The 17,198-nt window shown below is 60.4% G+C and carries 15 protein-coding genes; 10 read left to right on the forward strand and 5 right to left on the reverse strand.

What is annotated here, in order from left to right:
• Positions 1 to 51 precede the first annotated feature (51 nt).
• Positions 52 to 1,035, reverse strand: a complete 984-nt coding sequence (gene ygfZ / locus C1N56_RS03900) for a tRNA-modifying protein YgfZ (protein WP_059011491.1) — start codon at positions 1,033 to 1,035, stop codon at positions 52 to 54.
• Between the two features lie 228 nt (positions 1,036 to 1,263).
• On the opposite strand from ygfZ, the gene sdhE reads away from it, so the two are divergent.
• Positions 1,264 to 1,530: an FAD assembly factor SdhE gene (gene sdhE, locus C1N56_RS03905; protein WP_010616925.1), complete on the forward strand. Its 267-nt coding sequence runs from the start codon at positions 1,264 to 1,266 to the stop codon at positions 1,528 to 1,530.
• The gene (locus tag C1N56_RS03910; RefSeq protein ID WP_394517144.1) at positions 1,505 to 1,924 is read left to right on the forward strand and encodes a protein YgfX; all 420 of its coding nucleotides are present in this window, start codon (positions 1,505 to 1,507) and stop codon (positions 1,922 to 1,924) included. The genes sdhE and C1N56_RS03910 overlap by 26 nt, the downstream gene beginning before the upstream one ends.
• Here the strand turns inward: C1N56_RS03910 and fldB are convergent.
• Positions 1,921 to 2,439 (reverse strand): flavodoxin FldB, encoded by a 519-nt coding sequence (fldB, locus tag C1N56_RS03915; RefSeq protein WP_021506675.1) that lies wholly within the window; start codon positions 2,437 to 2,439, stop codon positions 1,921 to 1,923. The two genes, C1N56_RS03910 and fldB, sit on opposite strands and share 4 nt — an antisense overlap.
• Before the next feature lie 100 nt (positions 2,440 to 2,539).
• Here fldB and xerD point away from each other — a divergent pair, with 100 nt between their 5' ends.
• Genes xerD through recJ form a run of 3 tightly spaced genes read left to right on the forward strand, consistent with a single transcriptional unit; the run spans position 2,540 to position 5,906 of the window.
• On the forward strand, positions 2,540 to 3,433 hold the full coding sequence (xerD, locus tag C1N56_RS03920) for a site-specific tyrosine recombinase XerD (RefSeq protein ID WP_058757089.1): 894 nt from the start codon (positions 2,540 to 2,542) through the stop codon (positions 3,431 to 3,433).
• A 22-nt stretch (positions 3,434 to 3,455) separates the two neighbouring features.
• The gene (gene dsbC / locus C1N56_RS03925) at positions 3,456 to 4,169 is read left to right on the forward strand and encodes a bifunctional protein-disulfide isomerase/oxidoreductase DsbC (protein WP_021506677.1); all 714 of its coding nucleotides are present in this window, start codon (positions 3,456 to 3,458) and stop codon (positions 4,167 to 4,169) included.
• 9 nt (positions 4,170 to 4,178) lie between these two features.
• The gene (gene recJ, locus C1N56_RS03930; RefSeq protein ID WP_021506678.1) at positions 4,179 to 5,906 is read left to right on the forward strand and encodes a single-stranded-DNA-specific exonuclease RecJ; all 1,728 of its coding nucleotides are present in this window, start codon (positions 4,179 to 4,181) and stop codon (positions 5,904 to 5,906) included.
• Positions 5,907 to 5,909: 3 nt separating this feature from the next.
• On the opposite strand, the gene C1N56_RS03935 is transcribed toward recJ, so the two are convergent.
• On the reverse strand, positions 5,910 to 8,672 hold the full coding sequence (locus tag C1N56_RS03935; RefSeq protein ID WP_394517145.1) for an autotransporter domain-containing protein: 2,763 nt from the start codon (positions 8,670 to 8,672) through the stop codon (positions 5,910 to 5,912).
• A 551-nt stretch (positions 8,673 to 9,223) separates the two neighbouring features.
• On the opposite strand from C1N56_RS03935, the gene prfB reads away from it, so the two are divergent.
• Together prfB and lysS are read left to right on the forward strand one after the other, a co-directional pair.
• A protein-coding gene (gene prfB / locus C1N56_RS03940) for a peptide chain release factor 2 (RefSeq protein WP_104093670.1) occupies positions 9,224 to 10,322 on the forward strand; the annotation gives its coding sequence in 2 pieces (ribosomal slippage) (positions 9,224 to 9,298 and positions 9,300 to 10,322; 1,098 coding nt in all).
• Between the two features lie 9 nt (positions 10,323 to 10,331).
• Positions 10,332 to 11,852 carry a lysine--tRNA ligase gene (lysS, locus tag C1N56_RS03945; protein ID WP_021506681.1) on the forward strand — a complete coding sequence of 507 codons (1,521 nt, stop codon included), beginning with the start codon at positions 10,332 to 10,334 and terminating at the stop codon, positions 11,850 to 11,852.
• A 248-nt stretch (positions 11,853 to 12,100) separates the two neighbouring features.
• Here lysS and C1N56_RS03950 read toward each other — a convergent pair whose 3' ends face one another.
• Positions 12,101 to 12,727 (reverse strand): serine protease, encoded by a 627-nt coding sequence (locus tag C1N56_RS03950; protein ID WP_264250784.1) that lies wholly within the window; start codon positions 12,725 to 12,727, stop codon positions 12,101 to 12,103.
• A 391-nt stretch (positions 12,728 to 13,118) separates the two neighbouring features.
• Here C1N56_RS03950 and C1N56_RS03955 point away from each other — a divergent pair, with 391 nt between their 5' ends.
• Complete coding sequence (locus C1N56_RS03955; RefSeq protein WP_021506684.1) at positions 13,119 to 14,282, forward strand: MFS transporter; 1,164 nt, start codon at positions 13,119 to 13,121, stop codon at positions 14,280 to 14,282.
• Here C1N56_RS03955 and C1N56_RS03960 read toward each other — a convergent pair.
• Positions 14,279 to 15,199, reverse strand: coding sequence for a LysR family transcriptional regulator (locus tag C1N56_RS03960; protein WP_222951683.1), 921 nt, complete (start codon positions 15,197 to 15,199; stop codon positions 14,279 to 14,281). The genes C1N56_RS03955 and C1N56_RS03960 overlap by 4 nt on opposite strands.
• A 110-nt stretch (positions 15,200 to 15,309) precedes the next feature.
• On the opposite strand from C1N56_RS03960, the gene lysA reads away from it, so the two are divergent.
• Positions 15,310 to 16,563: a diaminopimelate decarboxylase gene (lysA, locus tag C1N56_RS03965; protein ID WP_394517146.1), complete on the forward strand. Its 1,254-nt coding sequence runs from the start codon at positions 15,310 to 15,312 to the stop codon at positions 16,561 to 16,563.
• A complete protein-coding gene (locus C1N56_RS03970) occupies positions 16,563 to 17,015 on the forward strand; it encodes a GNAT family N-acetyltransferase (RefSeq protein WP_394517147.1) in 453 nt (150 codons plus the stop codon). The genes lysA and C1N56_RS03970 overlap by 1 nt, the downstream gene beginning before the upstream one ends.
• Positions 17,016 to 17,198 lie beyond the last annotated feature (183 nt).

Genomic DNA, 17,198 nt, shown 5'->3' on the forward strand with positions numbered 1-17,198 from the left:
CCGGCAAGGGTCGCCTTTGATGGCGACCCTGTGGCATACCAGCCGCAACCGTTACTCTTCCAGCGAATAGGGCAGCGGCTGGATGGTCAGCTTACCGCTCTCATCGCCTTCAACGCGCAGCACGCTGTCCGGCTCCAGATCGTTGTTCAGCACCGCCTGCACCCACACGCTGCCATCATCCAGCTGTACGCCGCTCAGCACCGTGCCGGTGCGACGCCATTTGTCGCCCATCTGCAACTCCAGCGAACTGGCCGCGTCCGGTACTTTGCTGGCGCTGCCCGCCAGCCAGTAGAGCGCACGTTTATTGGCGCCGCGGAATTTGGCGCGCGCCACCATCTCCTGGCCGGTATAACAGCCTTTTTTAAAGCTGATGGCATCCAGCGCCTGCAGGTTGGTGGCTTGCGGAATCAGCTGCGCCGTGGTGGCGCTGTCGATCACCGGCACGCCCGCCGCAATATCCAGCGCCAGCCACTGCGTGCTGTCATTCAGCTGCGCTTCCCCGGCCAGCTTCTGCTGCAGCGCTTCGGCCTGCGCCGGCGTGGTGACCAGCAGAAAACGCTCGGCTGGTTCGGCGAACCACAGCAGGGTAGTGTCATCCTGCTGCACCACTGGGGTTGTGGCATCCGGCAGCGTGGTGAAAACGTTAGCCAGCGCGGCGCGCGCCTGAAAACCGGCAACGCCGAGCAGGACTGCGTCATCATCGGCCGCAATGGTCACTTTGGCGAACACCGCATACTTCTTCAGTTCGGTCACCTGCTGCTCGCGCAGATTGCGCCGCACAACATAGGCATAACCTTCTCCACGATGGAACAGACGCAGATTGCTCCACATTTTGCCTTTGGCATCACAGTGCGCTGCCGGGCGATGCTGCGCTGCGTCCAGCGCCGCCACGTCCAGCGTCAGCTGACCCTGCAGATAAGAGGTGCTGTCTTTGCCCTGCACCGACACCAGCGCCCACTCGTCGAGCGACATCAGCGTTAAAGGCAGGCGCGACGCCGCAGCGGGCTGGCGAGGCGGAAGGGTGAAAATCGGCATGAGTCCGTCCTGATCAATAAGGTTTATCCAGTAATATGCTTACCAATGTTAAAAGAGCAGTGCGCCATTGCAACCTGTTTGCGGAATCTGGCGCACAAATCGCGTGATAACCCTGTAACCGGTGGCATTGCTATGCGTCATCGCGCGCAGCGTCTGGTTGCACGCCTGCAGCGCGGCGAAAAAGCAGGTACACTGAGCGCCACTGTTATCAGCTGTGGAAGAAGACACATGGATATTCATGACAAAGCGCGCGTCCAGTGGGCATGCCGTCGCGGCATGCTGGAGCTGGATGTCTCGATCATGCCGTTCTTTAAATATGAGTATGATTCGCTGAGCGACAGCGACAAGCAGGTGTTTGTCGCGCTGCTGAAGAGCGACGATCCGGACCTGTTTAACTGGATGATGAACCACGGCGAACCGGCCGATCCCGAGTTCAAACGCATGGTGAAACTGATTCAGCAGCGCAACCGTGAACGTGGGCCGGTGGCAATGTGATCTGCGCGCGTCACGCAGCGCGCGGGTGCTGAATGTGACGCTGTTCGGGCTGTGTGGCGCGCTGTTGCTGAGCTGCCGCTGGCCGGCGGGCTGGGCCTGGGTTCAGATCGCGGTAGTGATTCTGCTGACACTGCAGTGCTGGCGTAACGCGCGTCGCCTGCAGCAGCGCTGCGGAGCGCTCATGCTGGATGACAAGGGTGACTGGTACTGGCGCGGTGAGCGCTGGCAGGCGCAACGGCAGCCAGACTGGCTACCGTGGGGCGTGTTGCTGGTGCTGCGTAACCGTCGCGGGCAGCGCTGGCGGCTGTGGCTGCTGCACGACAGCATGCCGCCCGACGCGTGGCGCGCGCTACGCGCCCGCTGTTTTTTGCTGGATGGCGCGATGCCGCATTAAAGCAGCGCGGCGGTTTCGGTCAGAATCTGTTCACACCACTGCTCGACGCGCGCTTCGCTCAGCTCAAACTGATTAACGTCGTCGAGCGCCAGGCCGACAAACTGCTGACCATCGGCGGTCAGCGGTTTTTTACTGGTGAACTGGTAGCCGTCGAGCGGCCAGTAACCGACAAACTGCACGCCCATCGGCAGCAGCAGTTCGTGCAGCATACCCAGCGCATCAAGGAACCATTCGCTGTACTCGACCTGGTCGCCCATGCCGTACAGCGCCACAATTTTGCCCTGCAGATTGAGTGCCGGCAGCTGTTGCCACACCGCTTCCCAGTCCTCCTGCAGTTCGCCGAAATCCCAGGTCGGAATACCGAGAATCAGTAGATCGTACTGCTCCATCAGCGACGGATCGTCATCTTTCAGGTTATGCAGTGTGACTAATTCTTCACCGATAAAGTCGCGGATTTTCTCCGCCGTCATCTCGGTGTAACAGGTACTGGAACCGTAAAACAGACCGATATTCATGCAATTAATGCTCTGACTGAAACTCACTCTGGCGCAATTGTACCAGAAGCAGGCCAGTTTCAGGCATAATGAGCACGATTTCACACGGCGAGGGGCAACAGTGCAGGACAGCGATCTGATAGAACAGTTTCTCGACGCGCTCTGGATTGAGCGCAACCTGGCGCAGAACACGCTGGCGTCCTATCGTCAGGATTTGCAGACGCTCACTGCCTGGCTGCACCACCATGAGCGCACGCTGCTGACGCTGGAAGCCGCTGATTTACAGCAGTTTCTGGCTGAGCGGATTGAGGGCGGTTACAAAGCCACCAGCTCAGCGCGTACCCTGAGCGCAATGCGCCGTCTGTTTCAGTATCTGTACCGCGAAAAGCTGCGCAGTGACGATCCCAGCGCGCTGTTGTCAGCGCCGAAATTGCCGCAGCGCCTGCCAAAAGACCTGTCAGAAAATCAGGTCGAGCGCCTGTTACAGGCTCCAGCGACGGACATACCGCTTGAACTGCGTGACAAAGCGATGCTGGAGCTGTTGTACGCTACCGGGCTGCGCGTCTCTGAGCTGGTCGGTCTGACGTTGAGTGATGTCAGCCTGCGTCAGGGTGTGGTGCGCGTCATCGGTAAAGGCAATAAAGAGCGGCTGGTGCCATTAGGTGAAGAAGCAATTTACTGGCTGGAGCACTATATGGAACACGGGCGGCCGTGGCTGCTGAACGGACAGACCATTGATGTGCTGTTCCCCAGCAACCGCGCGCAGCAGATGACACGCCAGACCTTCTGGCATCGCATCAAACACTATGCCACCCTTGCCGGCATCGACAGCGAAAAGCTGTCACCGCACGTGCTGCGCCACGCATTTGCCACACATTTACTGAACCATGGTGCCGATTTACGCGTCGTACAGATGTTGCTGGGGCACAGCGACCTGTCGACCACCCAGATTTACACGCACGTGGCGACTGAGCGCCTGCGTCAGTTACATCAACAGCATCATCCGCGCGCCTGAGCAGCGGCAACAAGGATTTGAGATGAAAAAAACCGTTACGACGCTGGCTCTGCTGGTCAGCGCCTTTTCTGCGCTGGCCCATGCCGATGACAGCGCGATTCAGCAATCACTGAAAAAACTGGGTATGCAGCAGGCGGAAATCCAGCCGTCGCCGCTGCCGGGTATCAAAACGGTGATGACCGAAAGCGGCGTGCTGTACGTCACCGAAGACGGCAAGCACATGATTCAGGGCCCGCTGTACGATGTCAGCGGCGCGCAGCCGGTGAATGTCACCAATCAGCTGCTGGAGAAAAAAGTCGCCGCGCTGGCACCGGAAATGATTGTCTACAAAGCGCCGAAAGAGCAGCACGTGATCACCGTGTTCACTGACATCACCTGCGGCTACTGCCGCAAGTTGCACGAACAGATGGCTGACTACAACGCGCTGGGCATCACCGTGCGCTATCTGGCGTTCCCGCGTGAAGGCCTGCACGGCCAGGTGGAGAAAGCCATGACCGCCATCTGGTGCAGCGCCGATCGCAACAAGGCGTTTGATGCCGCAATGAAAGGCGACGCACCGCAAATGGATGCGCCGGCGAGCTGCAAAATCAATCTCGACCAGCACTACAAGCTGGGCATTCTGTTTGGTATTCAGGGCACGCCCGCCATCCTCACCGACAGCGGCATGATGATCCCTGGCTACCAGGGACCGCAGGAGCTGAAGCAGGTGCTGGACGGCCAGAAGCGTGGTGGTTAAGACACAGTGATGCACTCTGTAGAATTGCGTCGGCGTGAAGCCCAGGCCGACGCGCAGTTACCCGATGATTTACCGCCGCTGCTGCGTCGTCTCTACCTGCAGCGCGGTGTCAAAGACGCCGCTGAACTGGAACGCGGCGCGAAATTCCTGCTGCCGTGGCAAAGCCTTGGCGGCATTGAGCGCGCCGTGACGCTGCTGCACCAGATGCTGCAGCAGCAACGCCGTATCGTGGTGGTGGGCGATTTCGATGCCGATGGTGCCACCAGCACTGCGCTCACCGTACTGGCGCTGCGCAGCATGGGCGGCAACGTCGATTATCTGGTGCCGAACCGCTTTGAGGACGGCTATGGCCTGAGCCCGGAAGTGGTAGAGCAGGCGCGCGCGCGTGGCGCCGAGCTGATCCTCACCGTGGATAACGGCATTTCGTCGCACGCGGGCGTCGACACCGCACACCAGCACGGGATTCCGGTACTGATCACCGATCACCACCTGCCGGGCGAAACGCTGCCGGCGGCAGAAGCCATCGTTAACCCTAACCTGAGCGACAGCGCATTCCCGTCACGTTCGCTGGCGGGTGTGGGTGTGGCGTTTTATCTGATGCTGGCGCTGCGTGCCCATCTGCGTCAGCAGAACTGGTTCAGCGACGGGCGCAGTGAACCCAATCTGGCCGAACTGCTGGATCTGGTGGCGCTCGGTACCGTGGCCGACGTGGTGCCGCTGGATGCCAACAACCGCATTCTGGTGTGGCAGGGGCTGAGCCGCATCCGCGCCGGCAAATGCCGTGCCGGCATCCGCGCGCTGCTGGAGATTGCTAACCGCGATGCGCGTCAGCTGGCGGCCAGCGACCTCGGTTTTGCCGTCGGGCCACGCCTCAATGCTGCCGGCCGGCTGGACGACATGTCGGTTGGCGTTGCGCTGCTGCTGACGGAAGATATTGCCCAGGCGCGCATGCTGGCCAGCGAACTTGATGCGCTCAATCAGACGCGCAAAGAGATTGAGCAGGGCATGAAGAGCGAGGCGCTGGCGCTGTGCGATGAGCTGGAGCGCCAGCATCGCGATCTGCCGCTCGGGCTGGCGTTTTATCACCCGGAGTGGCATCAGGGCGTAGTTGGCATCCTCGCGTCACGCCTGAAAGAGCGCTTCCACCGCCCGGTGATCGCCTTCGCACCCGCCGGTGACGGCACGCTGAAGGGCTCTGGCCGTTCGATTGCCGGGCTGCACCTGCGCGACGCGCTGGAACGTATCGACACACTCTATCCTGGCCTGATCATCAAATTTGGCGGACACGCCATGGCGGCGGGGCTGTCGCTGGAAGAGGCGAAGTACGATGAGTTCCGCCAGCGCTTTGCCGCGCTGATCGACGAATGGCTGGAAGGCGAGGCGCTGCAGGGCGTGATGTGGTCCGATGGCGAACTGCATGCGCAGGAGTTCACCCTGCACACCGCGGAAATGCTGCGGGAAGCCGGCCCCTGGGGCCAGGCGTTCCCGGAGCCGGTGTTCGACGGTCAGTTTAAGCTGTTGCAGCAGCGGCTGGTCGGCGAGCGGCACCTTAAAGTGATGGTCGAGCCGCTGGGCGGCGGCCCGTTACTGGATGGTATCGCCTTTAACGTGGACACCAGCCTGTGGCCAGACAGCAGCGTGCGTCAGGTGCAGCTGGCCTACAAGCTGGATATCAACGAATACCGCGGCAATCGCTCGGTACAGCTGATCATCGACCATATCTGGCCACAGTCGTAACCTTTAGAACGTGACGTCGACACCGCCGCGCAGCACCTTCTCATCGCCGCGATCGGCCACGTGGCGGTCGGCACGCAGAAACAGCCGCGCGCGTGCCGACTGCACCAGATCAACCCGCGCACCAAACCACTGCGAGCGGCGATCGAGCTGCATACCCGGAATGGTAAAGCTCTGCTGACCGCTGCCGAAGCCGCTCCAGCGCGCGCTGACGTCCATCGACGGATTGCTGAACGCGTACTGGTATTCGCCGTACAGGCTCAGCATGCTCCACCAGCCCGCCGACCAGTCCTGGCGCGCGCTGAGATTCAGGCCACCGTAACCGACGCTGCGGCGATAGCTGTCGCCGTCGCCCTGCAGACCAAACGCGCTGCCGCTGTCGCTGAAGCTGCCGGTTTGCAGGCCGGTTTCACGCCAGCCGAGATAGGGCTCAATGCGATAATCCTCCTGCAGCGTCCAGCGATAGCCGCTCTGTAACGCTGCCTGCCAGCTGTCAGTGCGGGCGGAAGAGGAGACCGGCGCGGCCTCGTCCAGCAGCACCAGGCGCTGCAGTTTGTCGCGTCCATGCTGATAGCTGAGATTGGCCTGCCAGTACCAGGCTGGCGTCACCGCATAGCGCCCATACAGCATTACGCCCTGCAGGCTGTTCTGGCTGTTGCCGCCGGTGTCGTCATAGGTGGCATCAAGCTGAGTGTGCGTCCAGGCGATGCCGAGGCGCAGGCCGGGCAGGCCAAAATCGCTGTCGGCACCCAGCGCGGTCAGGGTATTGCGATAGCGGTTGCCGAGATAGCCATCCTGATCGAGCGAACCGCGCAGCTGACCGCTCTCCAGCCAGAAGCCGAAGCGCCCCTGTTCGCTGGCATCATCGATGCGGTTGTTGAGCAGGCGCGTCTGATAATCAAGCGCGTTGAACAGCACCGCATTGCCGGAGGCATGCGCCTGGCCGGACAGGGAGTTGATCGCCGCCTGTGCGCTGCGGGTGTCCGCCAGCGTCTGGAAGGCGCCTGCGGCCGCCAGCGCTGACTGCTGCGCACTGCTCAGCGTCGCCTGACCCTGCCAGCGGTCCGCCAGCTCAAACGCCTGCTCCAGGTTGCGGCTGGTTTGCTGCGCGCTGGTGCTATCGATTCCCATCGCCTGTGCCGCTGCGGCGGTGTTCTTGCGCGTTAGCTGGCCGGTAACGCTGTGGGCGTCATAGCTGACGGAACCGTCGAGAAATACGCCGGTATTGACCTGGCTAAACTGACCGCTCACGCCGCCGCCGCTGGTCAGCAGCGTTTCCTGCTGTTTCACCACGTAGCTGGCGGAGGGCGGCGCGAGATTCAGCGTGCCGTCGAGCGCCGCGTTGCCGGTCACGCGCAGCGGATTGTTCAGCGTGACGTTGAGCGTACCGTTGGCGCTTTGCTGATAGTTGCCCGCCACCTGCAGGCCGCCGTTAACCGATCCCTGGTTGACCAGATTGCCGCCGATGCGTCCGCTGCCACCCAGTTTGCCGCTGCCGTTCACCAGCGCATTGCCGGCAATCGCACCGTCAATCAGCAGGCTATTGGCGGAGACCTGCGTCAGACCCTGATAGCTGTTGTTGCCGGTCAGCTGCAGCGTACCGCCGCGTTCGCTGCCGTCCAGCACCAGCCCGCGATCGCCGCTGATGTCATTGCTGAACACATACTGGCCGCCGTCGAGGCGCGCGTGGAAGTCCTCTGCCCAGAATTGTCCCGGCCCGTTTAAGGCTTTAGCGGCGTTAAGATCGCCCCAGCCGAACGTCTCATTGTATGGCCGCCCGTTCGCGCTGTCGGCGACGTTATCGTGCGCATCACTGCGGTAGGTGGCGGTGGTCAGCAGGGTTTGCTGCAGGTTATGGCCGCTCATCCACGGGAAACGCTGCAGCAGCTGCGAGGCCGCAGCCGTCACGCGCGGTGCGGCAAACGAGGTGCCGTAGCTGCGCGCCTGCACCCAGCTGCCGTCGGAGTTTTGATACAGGTAATCGGTATAGCCCGGCGCGGTCAGGCACCACGCGGCGGCCGCGCCGCAGGCGTCAAACGGTCCGGTGCCGGCTGCGCGGCCCGGCAGGTCATAACCGGTATGACTCAGGATACCGGTGACCGCCAGCAGATTACGCGCCAGCTGCGGGTCGTTATACATCAGCGGTGTCAGCACGTCCGGTGCCGGCGTGGCGCCGCTGTTGTTGCCGGTGATCATCACCGCCAGCCCATCTGCCGCAGCCACCGCGTTGAGCCCCTGATACAGCGACTGATAGCGCTGGCGCGCATCGGTTAACGCCTGCTGGCTGGTGAGGCGCTCCTGCGAACCGTAGGACATATTGAAGATGCGTACGCCCTGTGCCACTAATCCCTGCACGGCGCGCGCAGTATTGTCGTAGCTGAAAATGTTATTTTGTGATGCCTGTGCCACATACAGCGCGCTGTCAGGCGACAGCCCCAGCAGCGTCATCGCCACCAGCGTGCCGTGGCCGTTGATTCCCATGTTGTCATTCAGCGCGGTGTTGCTGTCGACATAACTGGAGAAATTCACGTTGGCGTAATTAATTTCGCTGCGGCCCGGGGCCAGACCAGAGTCAATGATGCCCACTTTACTGCTGGCAGCGATGGCCGGCACTGTGGGTTCAATAACGGGCGTGACCGGGGTTAAGGTGCTGCCGCCGCCGCTACCACCACCGCCGCCGCCTCCGCCACCACAGGCGCTCAGCAGAAACGGGATGATCAGCGCCAGCAGGCGCGGTGAGGATCGAAAAGTAACAACAGGATAATGCATGGCAACTCCTCATGCCTCTCAGGGCATGTTGTCGCCCGTTCACGTTAACGGGCCTGAATGCAGTCTTTCCCTGTCACGAATACTCCTGAGCAACGTGGCTGACAGACAGAACGCAAAAGATGAAGCACGAACCCCTGAGATTCCGCCAGGGTGCAGAAAGGATAAGGTGCGTACTGGCCGATTGATGGCCAGGACAGCGCAGCATTGCGCAGGCTAATCGCGCTATATCACGCTTCGAACCAGACATTTCTGATGGTGGAGTTTTAATGATTTTGTTTGAGAAATCATGGGTTTTAATGACGCCAGCTGGCGTTTATTGCCGTGATTATGTAGGAAAATTCTGAAGGCGCACCGCGTAGGTGGCGAGTGACAGCGGGATTTCTGGCAACCACGCTACCTGCCGGTTTCCAGAACTGACGCAATTATTTTCTGCCGGTTCATACGCGGTATAGCCATTGATGTGCAAAGCTACAAACCAGGCGCGCTTTCGGGTAAACTAGCGCGTTACTTTTATCTCCTCTCACCGAATCGTCAAAAAAGACTGAAAAGCCATGTTTGAAATTAATCCGGTCAAAAATCGTATCCAGGACCTCAGCGAGCGCAGCAGCGTTCTTAGGGGGTATCTTTGACTACGATGCCAAGAAAGAACGCCTCGAAGAAGTAAACGCCGAGCTGGAACAGCCGGACGTCTGGAACGAACCTGAACGCGCGCAGGCGCTGGGCAAAGAGCGCGCCTCGCTGGAAGCGGTAGTTGAAACGCTCGACCAGATGCAGCAGGGGCTGGAAGACGTGCAGGGTCTGCTGGAGCTGGCGGTTGAAGCCGACGACGAAGAGACTTTTAACGAAGCCGTAGTCGAGCTGGACGCGCTGGACGTGAAGCTGGGTGAACTGGAGTTCCGCCGCATGTTCTCCGGCGAATACGACAGCGCCGACTGCTACATGGATATTCAGGCCGGCTCTGGCGGCACCGAAGCGCAGGACTGGGCCAGCATGCTGCTGCGCATGTATCTGCGCTGGGCGGAAGCCAAAGGCTTCAAAACCGAGATCATCGAAGAGTCCGAAGGCGAAGTGGCCGGTACCAAATCAGCCACCATCAAAATCATCGGTGATTACGCTTACGGCTGGCTGCGTACCGAAACCGGCGTTCATCGTCTGGTGCGTAAGAGCCCGTTCGACTCCGGCGGTCGTCGTCACACCTCCTTCAGTTCGGTATTTATTTACCCGGAAGTGGATGACAACATCGACATCGAAATCAACCCGGCCGACCTGCGTATCGACGTCTATCGCGCCTCGGGTGCTGGTGGTCAGCACGTTAACAAAACCGAGTCAGCGGTGCGTATTACCCACCTGCCGACCAACATTGTGGTGCAGTGCCAGAACGACCGCTCGCAGCATAAGAACAAAGATCAGGCCTTCAAACAGCTGCGTGCCAAGCTGTATGAATACGAAATGCAGAAGAAGAATGCCGACAAGCAGGCGGCGGAAGAGAACAAGTCGGACATCGGCTGGGGCAGCCAGATCCGTTCATACGTTCTTGACGATTCGCGCATCAAGGATCTGCGTACCAGCGTAGAAACGCGTAACACCCAGGCCGTACTGGATGGCGATCTTGACCGTTTTATTGAAGCAAGTTTAAAAGCAGGGCTATAAGGAACCGACATGTCTGAACAACAACCGCAGAGCGCTGATGCCGCCCTTGAGTTAAACAACGAACTGAAAGCGCGTCGCGAAAAACTCAGCGCGCTGCGTGAAAAGGGCGTGGCGTTTCCTAACGATTTCCGCCGTGACACCACCTCCGATCGTCTGCATGCCGACTATGACAGCAAAGAGAACGACGAGCTGGAAGCGCTCGGCGTTGAGGTGAGCGTAGCCGGTCGTATGATGACCCGCCGCATCATGGGTAAGGCGTCGTTCGCCACCCTGCAGGATGTAGGCGGTCAGATCCAGATCTACGTTTCCCGTGACGATCTGCCGGAAGGCGTCTACAACGAGCAGTTCAAAAAATGGGATCTCGGCGATATCCTCGGCGCGCGCGGTAAGCTGTTCAAAACCAAAACCGGCGAGCTGTCGATCCATATCTCTGAGCTGCGCCTGCTGACCAAAGCGCTGCGTCCGCTGCCGGACAAATTCCACGGCCTCGCCGATCAGGAAACCCGTTACCGTCAGCGTTACCTTGACCTGATCTCCAACGACGATTCGCGTAAGACCTTCAAAATTCGCTCACAAATCATGGCCGGCATTCGTCAGTTCATGGTTAACCGCGACTTTATGGAAGTAGAAACGCCGATGATGCAGGTGATTCCTGGCGGCGCATCCGCGCGTCCGTTCATCACTCATCACAACGCGCTCGACATCGACATGTACCTGCGTATTGCGCCGGAGCTGTATCTGAAGCGTCTGGTGGTTGGCGGTTTCGATCGCGTGTTTGAGATCAACCGTAACTTCCGTAATGAAGGGATTTCGCCGCGCCACAATCCAGAGTTCACCATGATGGAACTCTATATGGCGTATGCGGATTACAAAGATCTGATCGAACTGACCGAGAGTCTGTTCCGTACCCTGGCGCAGGACGTGCTGGGCACGACGGAAGTGCCTTACGGTGAGCACACCTTCGATTTCGGCAAGCCGTTTGAGAAGCTCACCATGCGTGAAGCGATCAAGAAATACCGTCCGGAAACGGACCTCGCCGATCTGGATGACTTTGATAAAGCCGTGGCGATTGCCAATGCGCTGCACATCAAAGTGGAGAAGAGCTGGGGTCTGGGCCGCGTGGTGACCGAGATCTTCGAAGAGACCGCCGAAGCGCACCTGATTCAGCCAACCTTCATCACCGAGTATCCGGCAGAGGTGTCACCGCTGGCGCGTCGTAATGACGAGAACCCGGAAATCACCGACCGCTTTGAGTTCTTCATCGGCGGTCGTGAAATCGGTAACGGCTTCTCCGAGCTGAACGATGCGGAAGATCAGGCCGAGCGTTTCCTGCAGCAGGTTAACGCGAAGGACGCCGGTGATGACGAAGCGATGTTCTACGACGAAGACTACGTCACCGCGCTGGAGCACGGTCTGCCACCGACTGCAGGTCTGGGCATTGGTATCGACCGTCTGGTCATGCTGTTCACCAATAGCCACACCATTCGTGACGTGATCCTGTTCCCGGCTCTGCGCCCGACCGGTAAGTAATCAGGTTGCCTTCACCCTCACCCTAACCCTCTCCCATGGGGAGAGGGGACTTGCCTGTACCCCGGTGGGAGAGGGCCGCTGTGGTTTTCTTCCTCTCCCTGTGGCAGAGGTCAGCTCTGGTTTTCTCCCTCTCCCTGTGGCAGAGGTCAGCTCTGGTTTTCTTCCTCTCCCCGTGGCAGAGGTCAGCTCTGGTTTCTCCCTCTCCCCGTGGGAGAGGGCCGGGGTGAGGGCATCAGCGCGCACCTAACCTAAGACTTCACCACGCCCTCCAGCCACGCCTGGAACCGCGCATAAGGCACATATAGCGCCACATCTTTAAACAACGTTTTGCCGCTCTTATTATCATCAATCCGACTGCTATAGCCGACAATCACCCCGGCCAGCGTGTCGTCGCTGGCGTTATACACCGCGCCGCCGGACATGCCTTTTACCACGCCGGCATTGGCCGCCACCACCACGCAGCTGGCCTTATTCCAGTCATTGCTCAGCGTGGTATTGATCAGGTTGGTCCCGCTTGATGCCACCGGCAGCGCGGAGATAAAGCTGTACCCATACAGATTAACGTTGTCGCCGATATGGCTGTTGCGGAACTGCGGGGGCAGGTTGGCTTCCTTATTCGCATGATAAACCACGGCGATATCGCACTCCGGATGCCACGCCTTCACCCGATACAGCGAATATTTGGCCACGTGCGCCGCCGTCAGGCTGTATTCGCGCGTCAGGGGGATAGTGGTGCCCAGCGCACCCATGCCGAGCACGGTGGGGATGCCGGTGACGGTCATATCGACGCGCCTGGCCGCTTCTGAGCTGTATTCATAGTGCCCGACCGAGCAGCCGCTTAATCCGCCGATCGCCAGCGCGATGATCCATCGCATAACTCTGTCCCCCTGTTGTGTTGACGCCGCATTACCGGGCAATCCATTGGGGTATCGGCAATGTGCGACCATCCTTTACTGCCTGATTTAACGCCAGAAAGCGCCGTCGCTGTGACAGCGATCACAACCTGTTATCAAGCGTAGTCTGTTATCGCCGTCCTGTCTCAGTGATGCATAAGCGACACTTTTTAGCGCCGGGATTATTGCCGCGCAGGCAAAATAGCCTTGCTGCCGCCCGGGTGGTTGAGAGTCAGAGGCTGTGCTTTAATAGCAGACTGTGACGCAGTTCAAAAATAAACATCCCCGCACTGTCGGAGGGATACGCGTCTGTCTTAACCGTACGGCGTTCGTCGTGCGGCCCGCCTGCAAAATTATTTTGGGAGAGTGTGTTATGCCTGTTGCATTACTGGCGCTGGCGCTGAGTGCGTTCGCCATCGGCACCACGGAGTTCGTCATCATGGGGTTACTGCCGGAAGTGGCGGGTGACCTGCAGGTGTCGATTCCTTCTGCGGGCTGGCTGATCAGCGGCTATGCGCTGGGCGTGGCCATCGGCGCGCCAATCATGGCGCTGCTGACCGCGAAGCTGCCGCGTAAACGTACCCTGATTCTGCTGATGATCATCTTCATCATCGGCAACGTACTCTGTGCGCTGGCTTATACCTATAACCTGTTGATGCTGGCGCGCGTTATTACCGCGTTGTGTCACGGTGCGTTCTTCGGCATCGGTTCAGTGGTGGCGGCCAGCCTGGTGGCACCGAGCCGTCAGGCGTCGGCGGTGGCGCTGATGTTTACCGGTCTGACGCTGGCCAACGTACTGGGCGTGCCGCTCGGCACCTGGTTTGGTCAGCTGTTTGGCTGGCGCGCCACCTTCTGGGGCGTGGCGATTATTGGCATCCTCGCGTTCATCGCGCTGATCGTCAGCCTGCCGACCAACAAAGATGAAAAACCGGTGCACCTGGCGAGCGAAATCAGCGCGCTGGCCAACGGCAAACTGTGGCTGTCACTGCTGATGACGGTGTGTTTTGCCGCCGCGATGTTTGCGCTGTTCAGCTACATTGCGCCGCTGCTGCTGCAGGTGACCGGCATCAGCGATCGCGGCGTCAGCTGGACGCTGTTCCTGATTGGCGCGGGTCTGACGGTCGGTAACATTGTTGGCGGCAAACTGGCGGACTGGAAAGTGTCGTTCAGCCTGATCCTCAGCTTTTCGCTGATCGCCGTGTTCTCGCTGCTGTTCAGCTGGACCAGCCATGCGCTGTGGCTGGCAGAAATTACCCTGTTCCTGTGGGCGATGGCGACCTTCGCCACCGTGCCGGGTCTGCAAATCAACGTGGTGCGCCACGGCAAAGACGCGCCGAACCTGGTGTCGACGCTCAACATCTCGGCCTTTAACGTCGGTAACGCACTCGGTGCGTGGGTAGGTGGCGCCGTGATCGACAAAGGCTATGGCCTGACGGCGGTGCCGGTCGCGGCGGCAGCGCTGGCGGCAGCGGGATTAGTGGTTTGTCTGCTGACCTTCCGCAAATCGGGCGGTCAGCGCGAGACGGTGCGCGCTTAAGCCAGCCGCTGGGCGATGCGCTGCGGAAAGGTGGCCACCTGCTGCTGCAGGTGGTCGCAAAAGTGATCGACCAGCGCCGATGCCGGTCGATGCTGTGGCCGCACCAGGCTGACCGTGAACGGCACAGCAATACTGAAGCGGCGCATCACCACACCGCTGTCGGCGTAATCCAGCGCCGTCAGCGGATTAACAATCGAAATACCCACCCCGGCGCGCACCATCGCGCACACCGACGCGGCGCTGTGCGTCTCCAGCACCAGCCGCCGCTCCACCTGCTGCTCATGGAACAGCGCATCCAGCAACTGACGATAGCTATCGCTGCGCGACAGGCTGACATAGTTTTCACCGTGAAAATCCTGCGGCGTCAGCACCGTCCGCTGACACAGCGGATGCTGCGGCGGCAGCACACACACTTCATCACTGGTCAGCAGAGCCAGACGTTCAGTCCCGGCGGGCGCATGCTGGGTTTCGGTCAGACCGAGATCGTAGCGCTGCGCCGACAGCCACTCCTCCAGCAGCGGCGACTCCTGCGGAATAATATTCAGGCTCACCTGCGGATAGCGCTGTAAAAACGGCTGCAGCAGCGGCGGTAACAGCGACTGGGAAAAAACCGGCAGGCAGGCGATGGACAGCTCGCCCTGGCGGAACTGGCGCAACCCTTCGGCGGCATCCATGATGCGATCCAGACCGTACCACGAGCGCTGCACCTCTTCGTACAGCCGCAGCCCCTGCACGGTGGGCTGCAGGCGGCCGCGCACCCGCTCAAACAGCTGTAAGCCCAGCTGCTGCTCCAGCCGCGCCAGTTCGCGGCTCACCGTTGGCTGCGAGGTGTGCAGCAGCGTGGCGGCCTGGGTCAGATTGCCGCTGGTCATCACCGCGTGAAAGATTTCGATATGCCGCCAGTTAATTTTTGCCATCGTCGCCTCCGTGTCACCCATATCATATTTGCATAGCTGATGCTTAAACAGATATTTTTCTGCATCACTGTGCTGTGGCTAAATGACAGCAACGACTCAGGAGAATGCTCATGCCACGTCCACTTAACGATTCCCAGACGGCGCTTAACGCCACAAATCTGCTGCCGCTGGCGCAGCGCTACAGCGGCCCGTTCTGGGCTTACGATGCCGAAATCATTCAGCAGCGTATTGCGCAGCTCAGCGCGTTTGACGTGGTGCGCTTTGCGCAAAAGGCCTGCTCGAATATTCATATTCTGCGCCTGATGCGCGCTGCCGGCGTCAAGGTCGATTCGGTCTCGCTCGGCGAGATCGAACGTGCGCTGGCTGCCGGTTTTCAGCCGGGCGGCGAGGATATTGTGTTCACCGCCGATGTGCTGGACTCACCGACGCTGGCGCGCATCGCCGAGCTGAAGGTGCCGGTAAATGCCGGCTCCGTGGATATGCTGCATCAGCTCGGCGCGGTTTCGCCGGGTCACAGCGTCTGGCTGCGCATTAATCCGGGCTTTGGCCATGGTCACAGCCAGAAAACCAATACCGGTGGCGAAAACAGTAAGCACGGCATCTGGCACAGCGATCTGCCGCTGGCGCTGGCGGCGATTCAGCAGCATGGCCTGCAGCTGGTAGGTTTACATATGCACATCGGTTCCGGCGTCGATTACGGCCATCTGCAGCAGGTGTGCGACGCGATGGTCGATCAGGTAGTGGCCTTTGGCCAGGACCTGCAGGCCATCTCGGCGGGCGGCGGGCTGTCGATTCCTTACCGCTTTGGTGAGGAGGCGATAGATACGCAGCACTATTACGGGCTGTGGAACGGCGCGCGCGAGCGTATCGCGGCGCACCTCGGCCATGCGGTGAAGCTGGAGATCGAGCCGGGCCGCTTCCTGGTGGCGGAATCGGGCGTGCTGGTGTCGCAGGTGCGGGCGGTGAAGCAGATGGGCAGCCGTCACTTTGTGCTGGTGGATGCCGGTTTCAGCGATCTGATGCGTCCGTCGATGTACGGCAGCTATCACCATATTTCGCTGCTGCCTGCCGATGACAGCGCGCCGGGTGAGGCGAATGTGGAGAGCGTGGTGGCCGGGCCGCTGTGTGAGTCGGGAGATGTGTTTACCCAGCTGGAAGGGGGCAAAGTGGAAACCCGCGCGCTGCCGGCGGCACAGGTCGGCGATTATCTGGTGTTCCATGATACCGGCGCTTACGGCGCATCAATGTCCTCCAACTACAACAGCCGTCCGCTGATCCCGGAAGTGCTGTTTGAGCAGGGCGTGCCGCGTGAGATTCGCCGTGCGCAGACCATTCAGGAACTGCTGGCGCTGGAGCTGAACTGATGCGCATCGTGCCGCTCAGCAGCGTGCCGCATCACGCCAGCCAGATCACCGACTGGCTGTGGCAGGCGTTTGGTGACGGCACCTCGCGCGCGTTTTACGACAGCATTGTACGCAGTAGCCTGAACGGTGCCGCGTTTCCGGTGACCTTTGTCGCGCTGGACGAGGATGACGTGCCGCACGGCACGGTAGGGCTCTGGCGCTGTGATTTGATTAGCCGTCAGGATCTCTATCCGTGGGTTGCCGCGCTGTATGTGGATGAAGCGGCGCGCGGGCAGGGACTGAGCGCCGCCCTGCAGCAGCACGTGCTGGATTACGCCCGCCAGCGCGGCTATGCAACGGTGTGGCTGTGGTCAACGTTTGGCGGCTACTACGAGCGATTCGGCTGGCAGTATCAGTGTGATGCGCTGGAGTTTCCTGAGGTGCAGGTGAAGGTGTATTCGCAGGATTTATAGTGGGTTGGGTGCGCGCTGGCCCTCACCCCAACCCTCTCCCGCAAGCGGGCGAGGGGGCTGACCGCGCGCGCTGGCCCTCACCCCAACCCTCTCCCGCAAGCGGGAGAGGGGGCTGACCGCGCTCTCCTTGCCGCGCGCTCTGGAACGTTCCCTCTCCCTCAGGGAGAGGGTCAGGGTGAGGGA

It is taken from the genome of Pantoea sp. SGAir0175 (genome assembly GCF_043547855.1).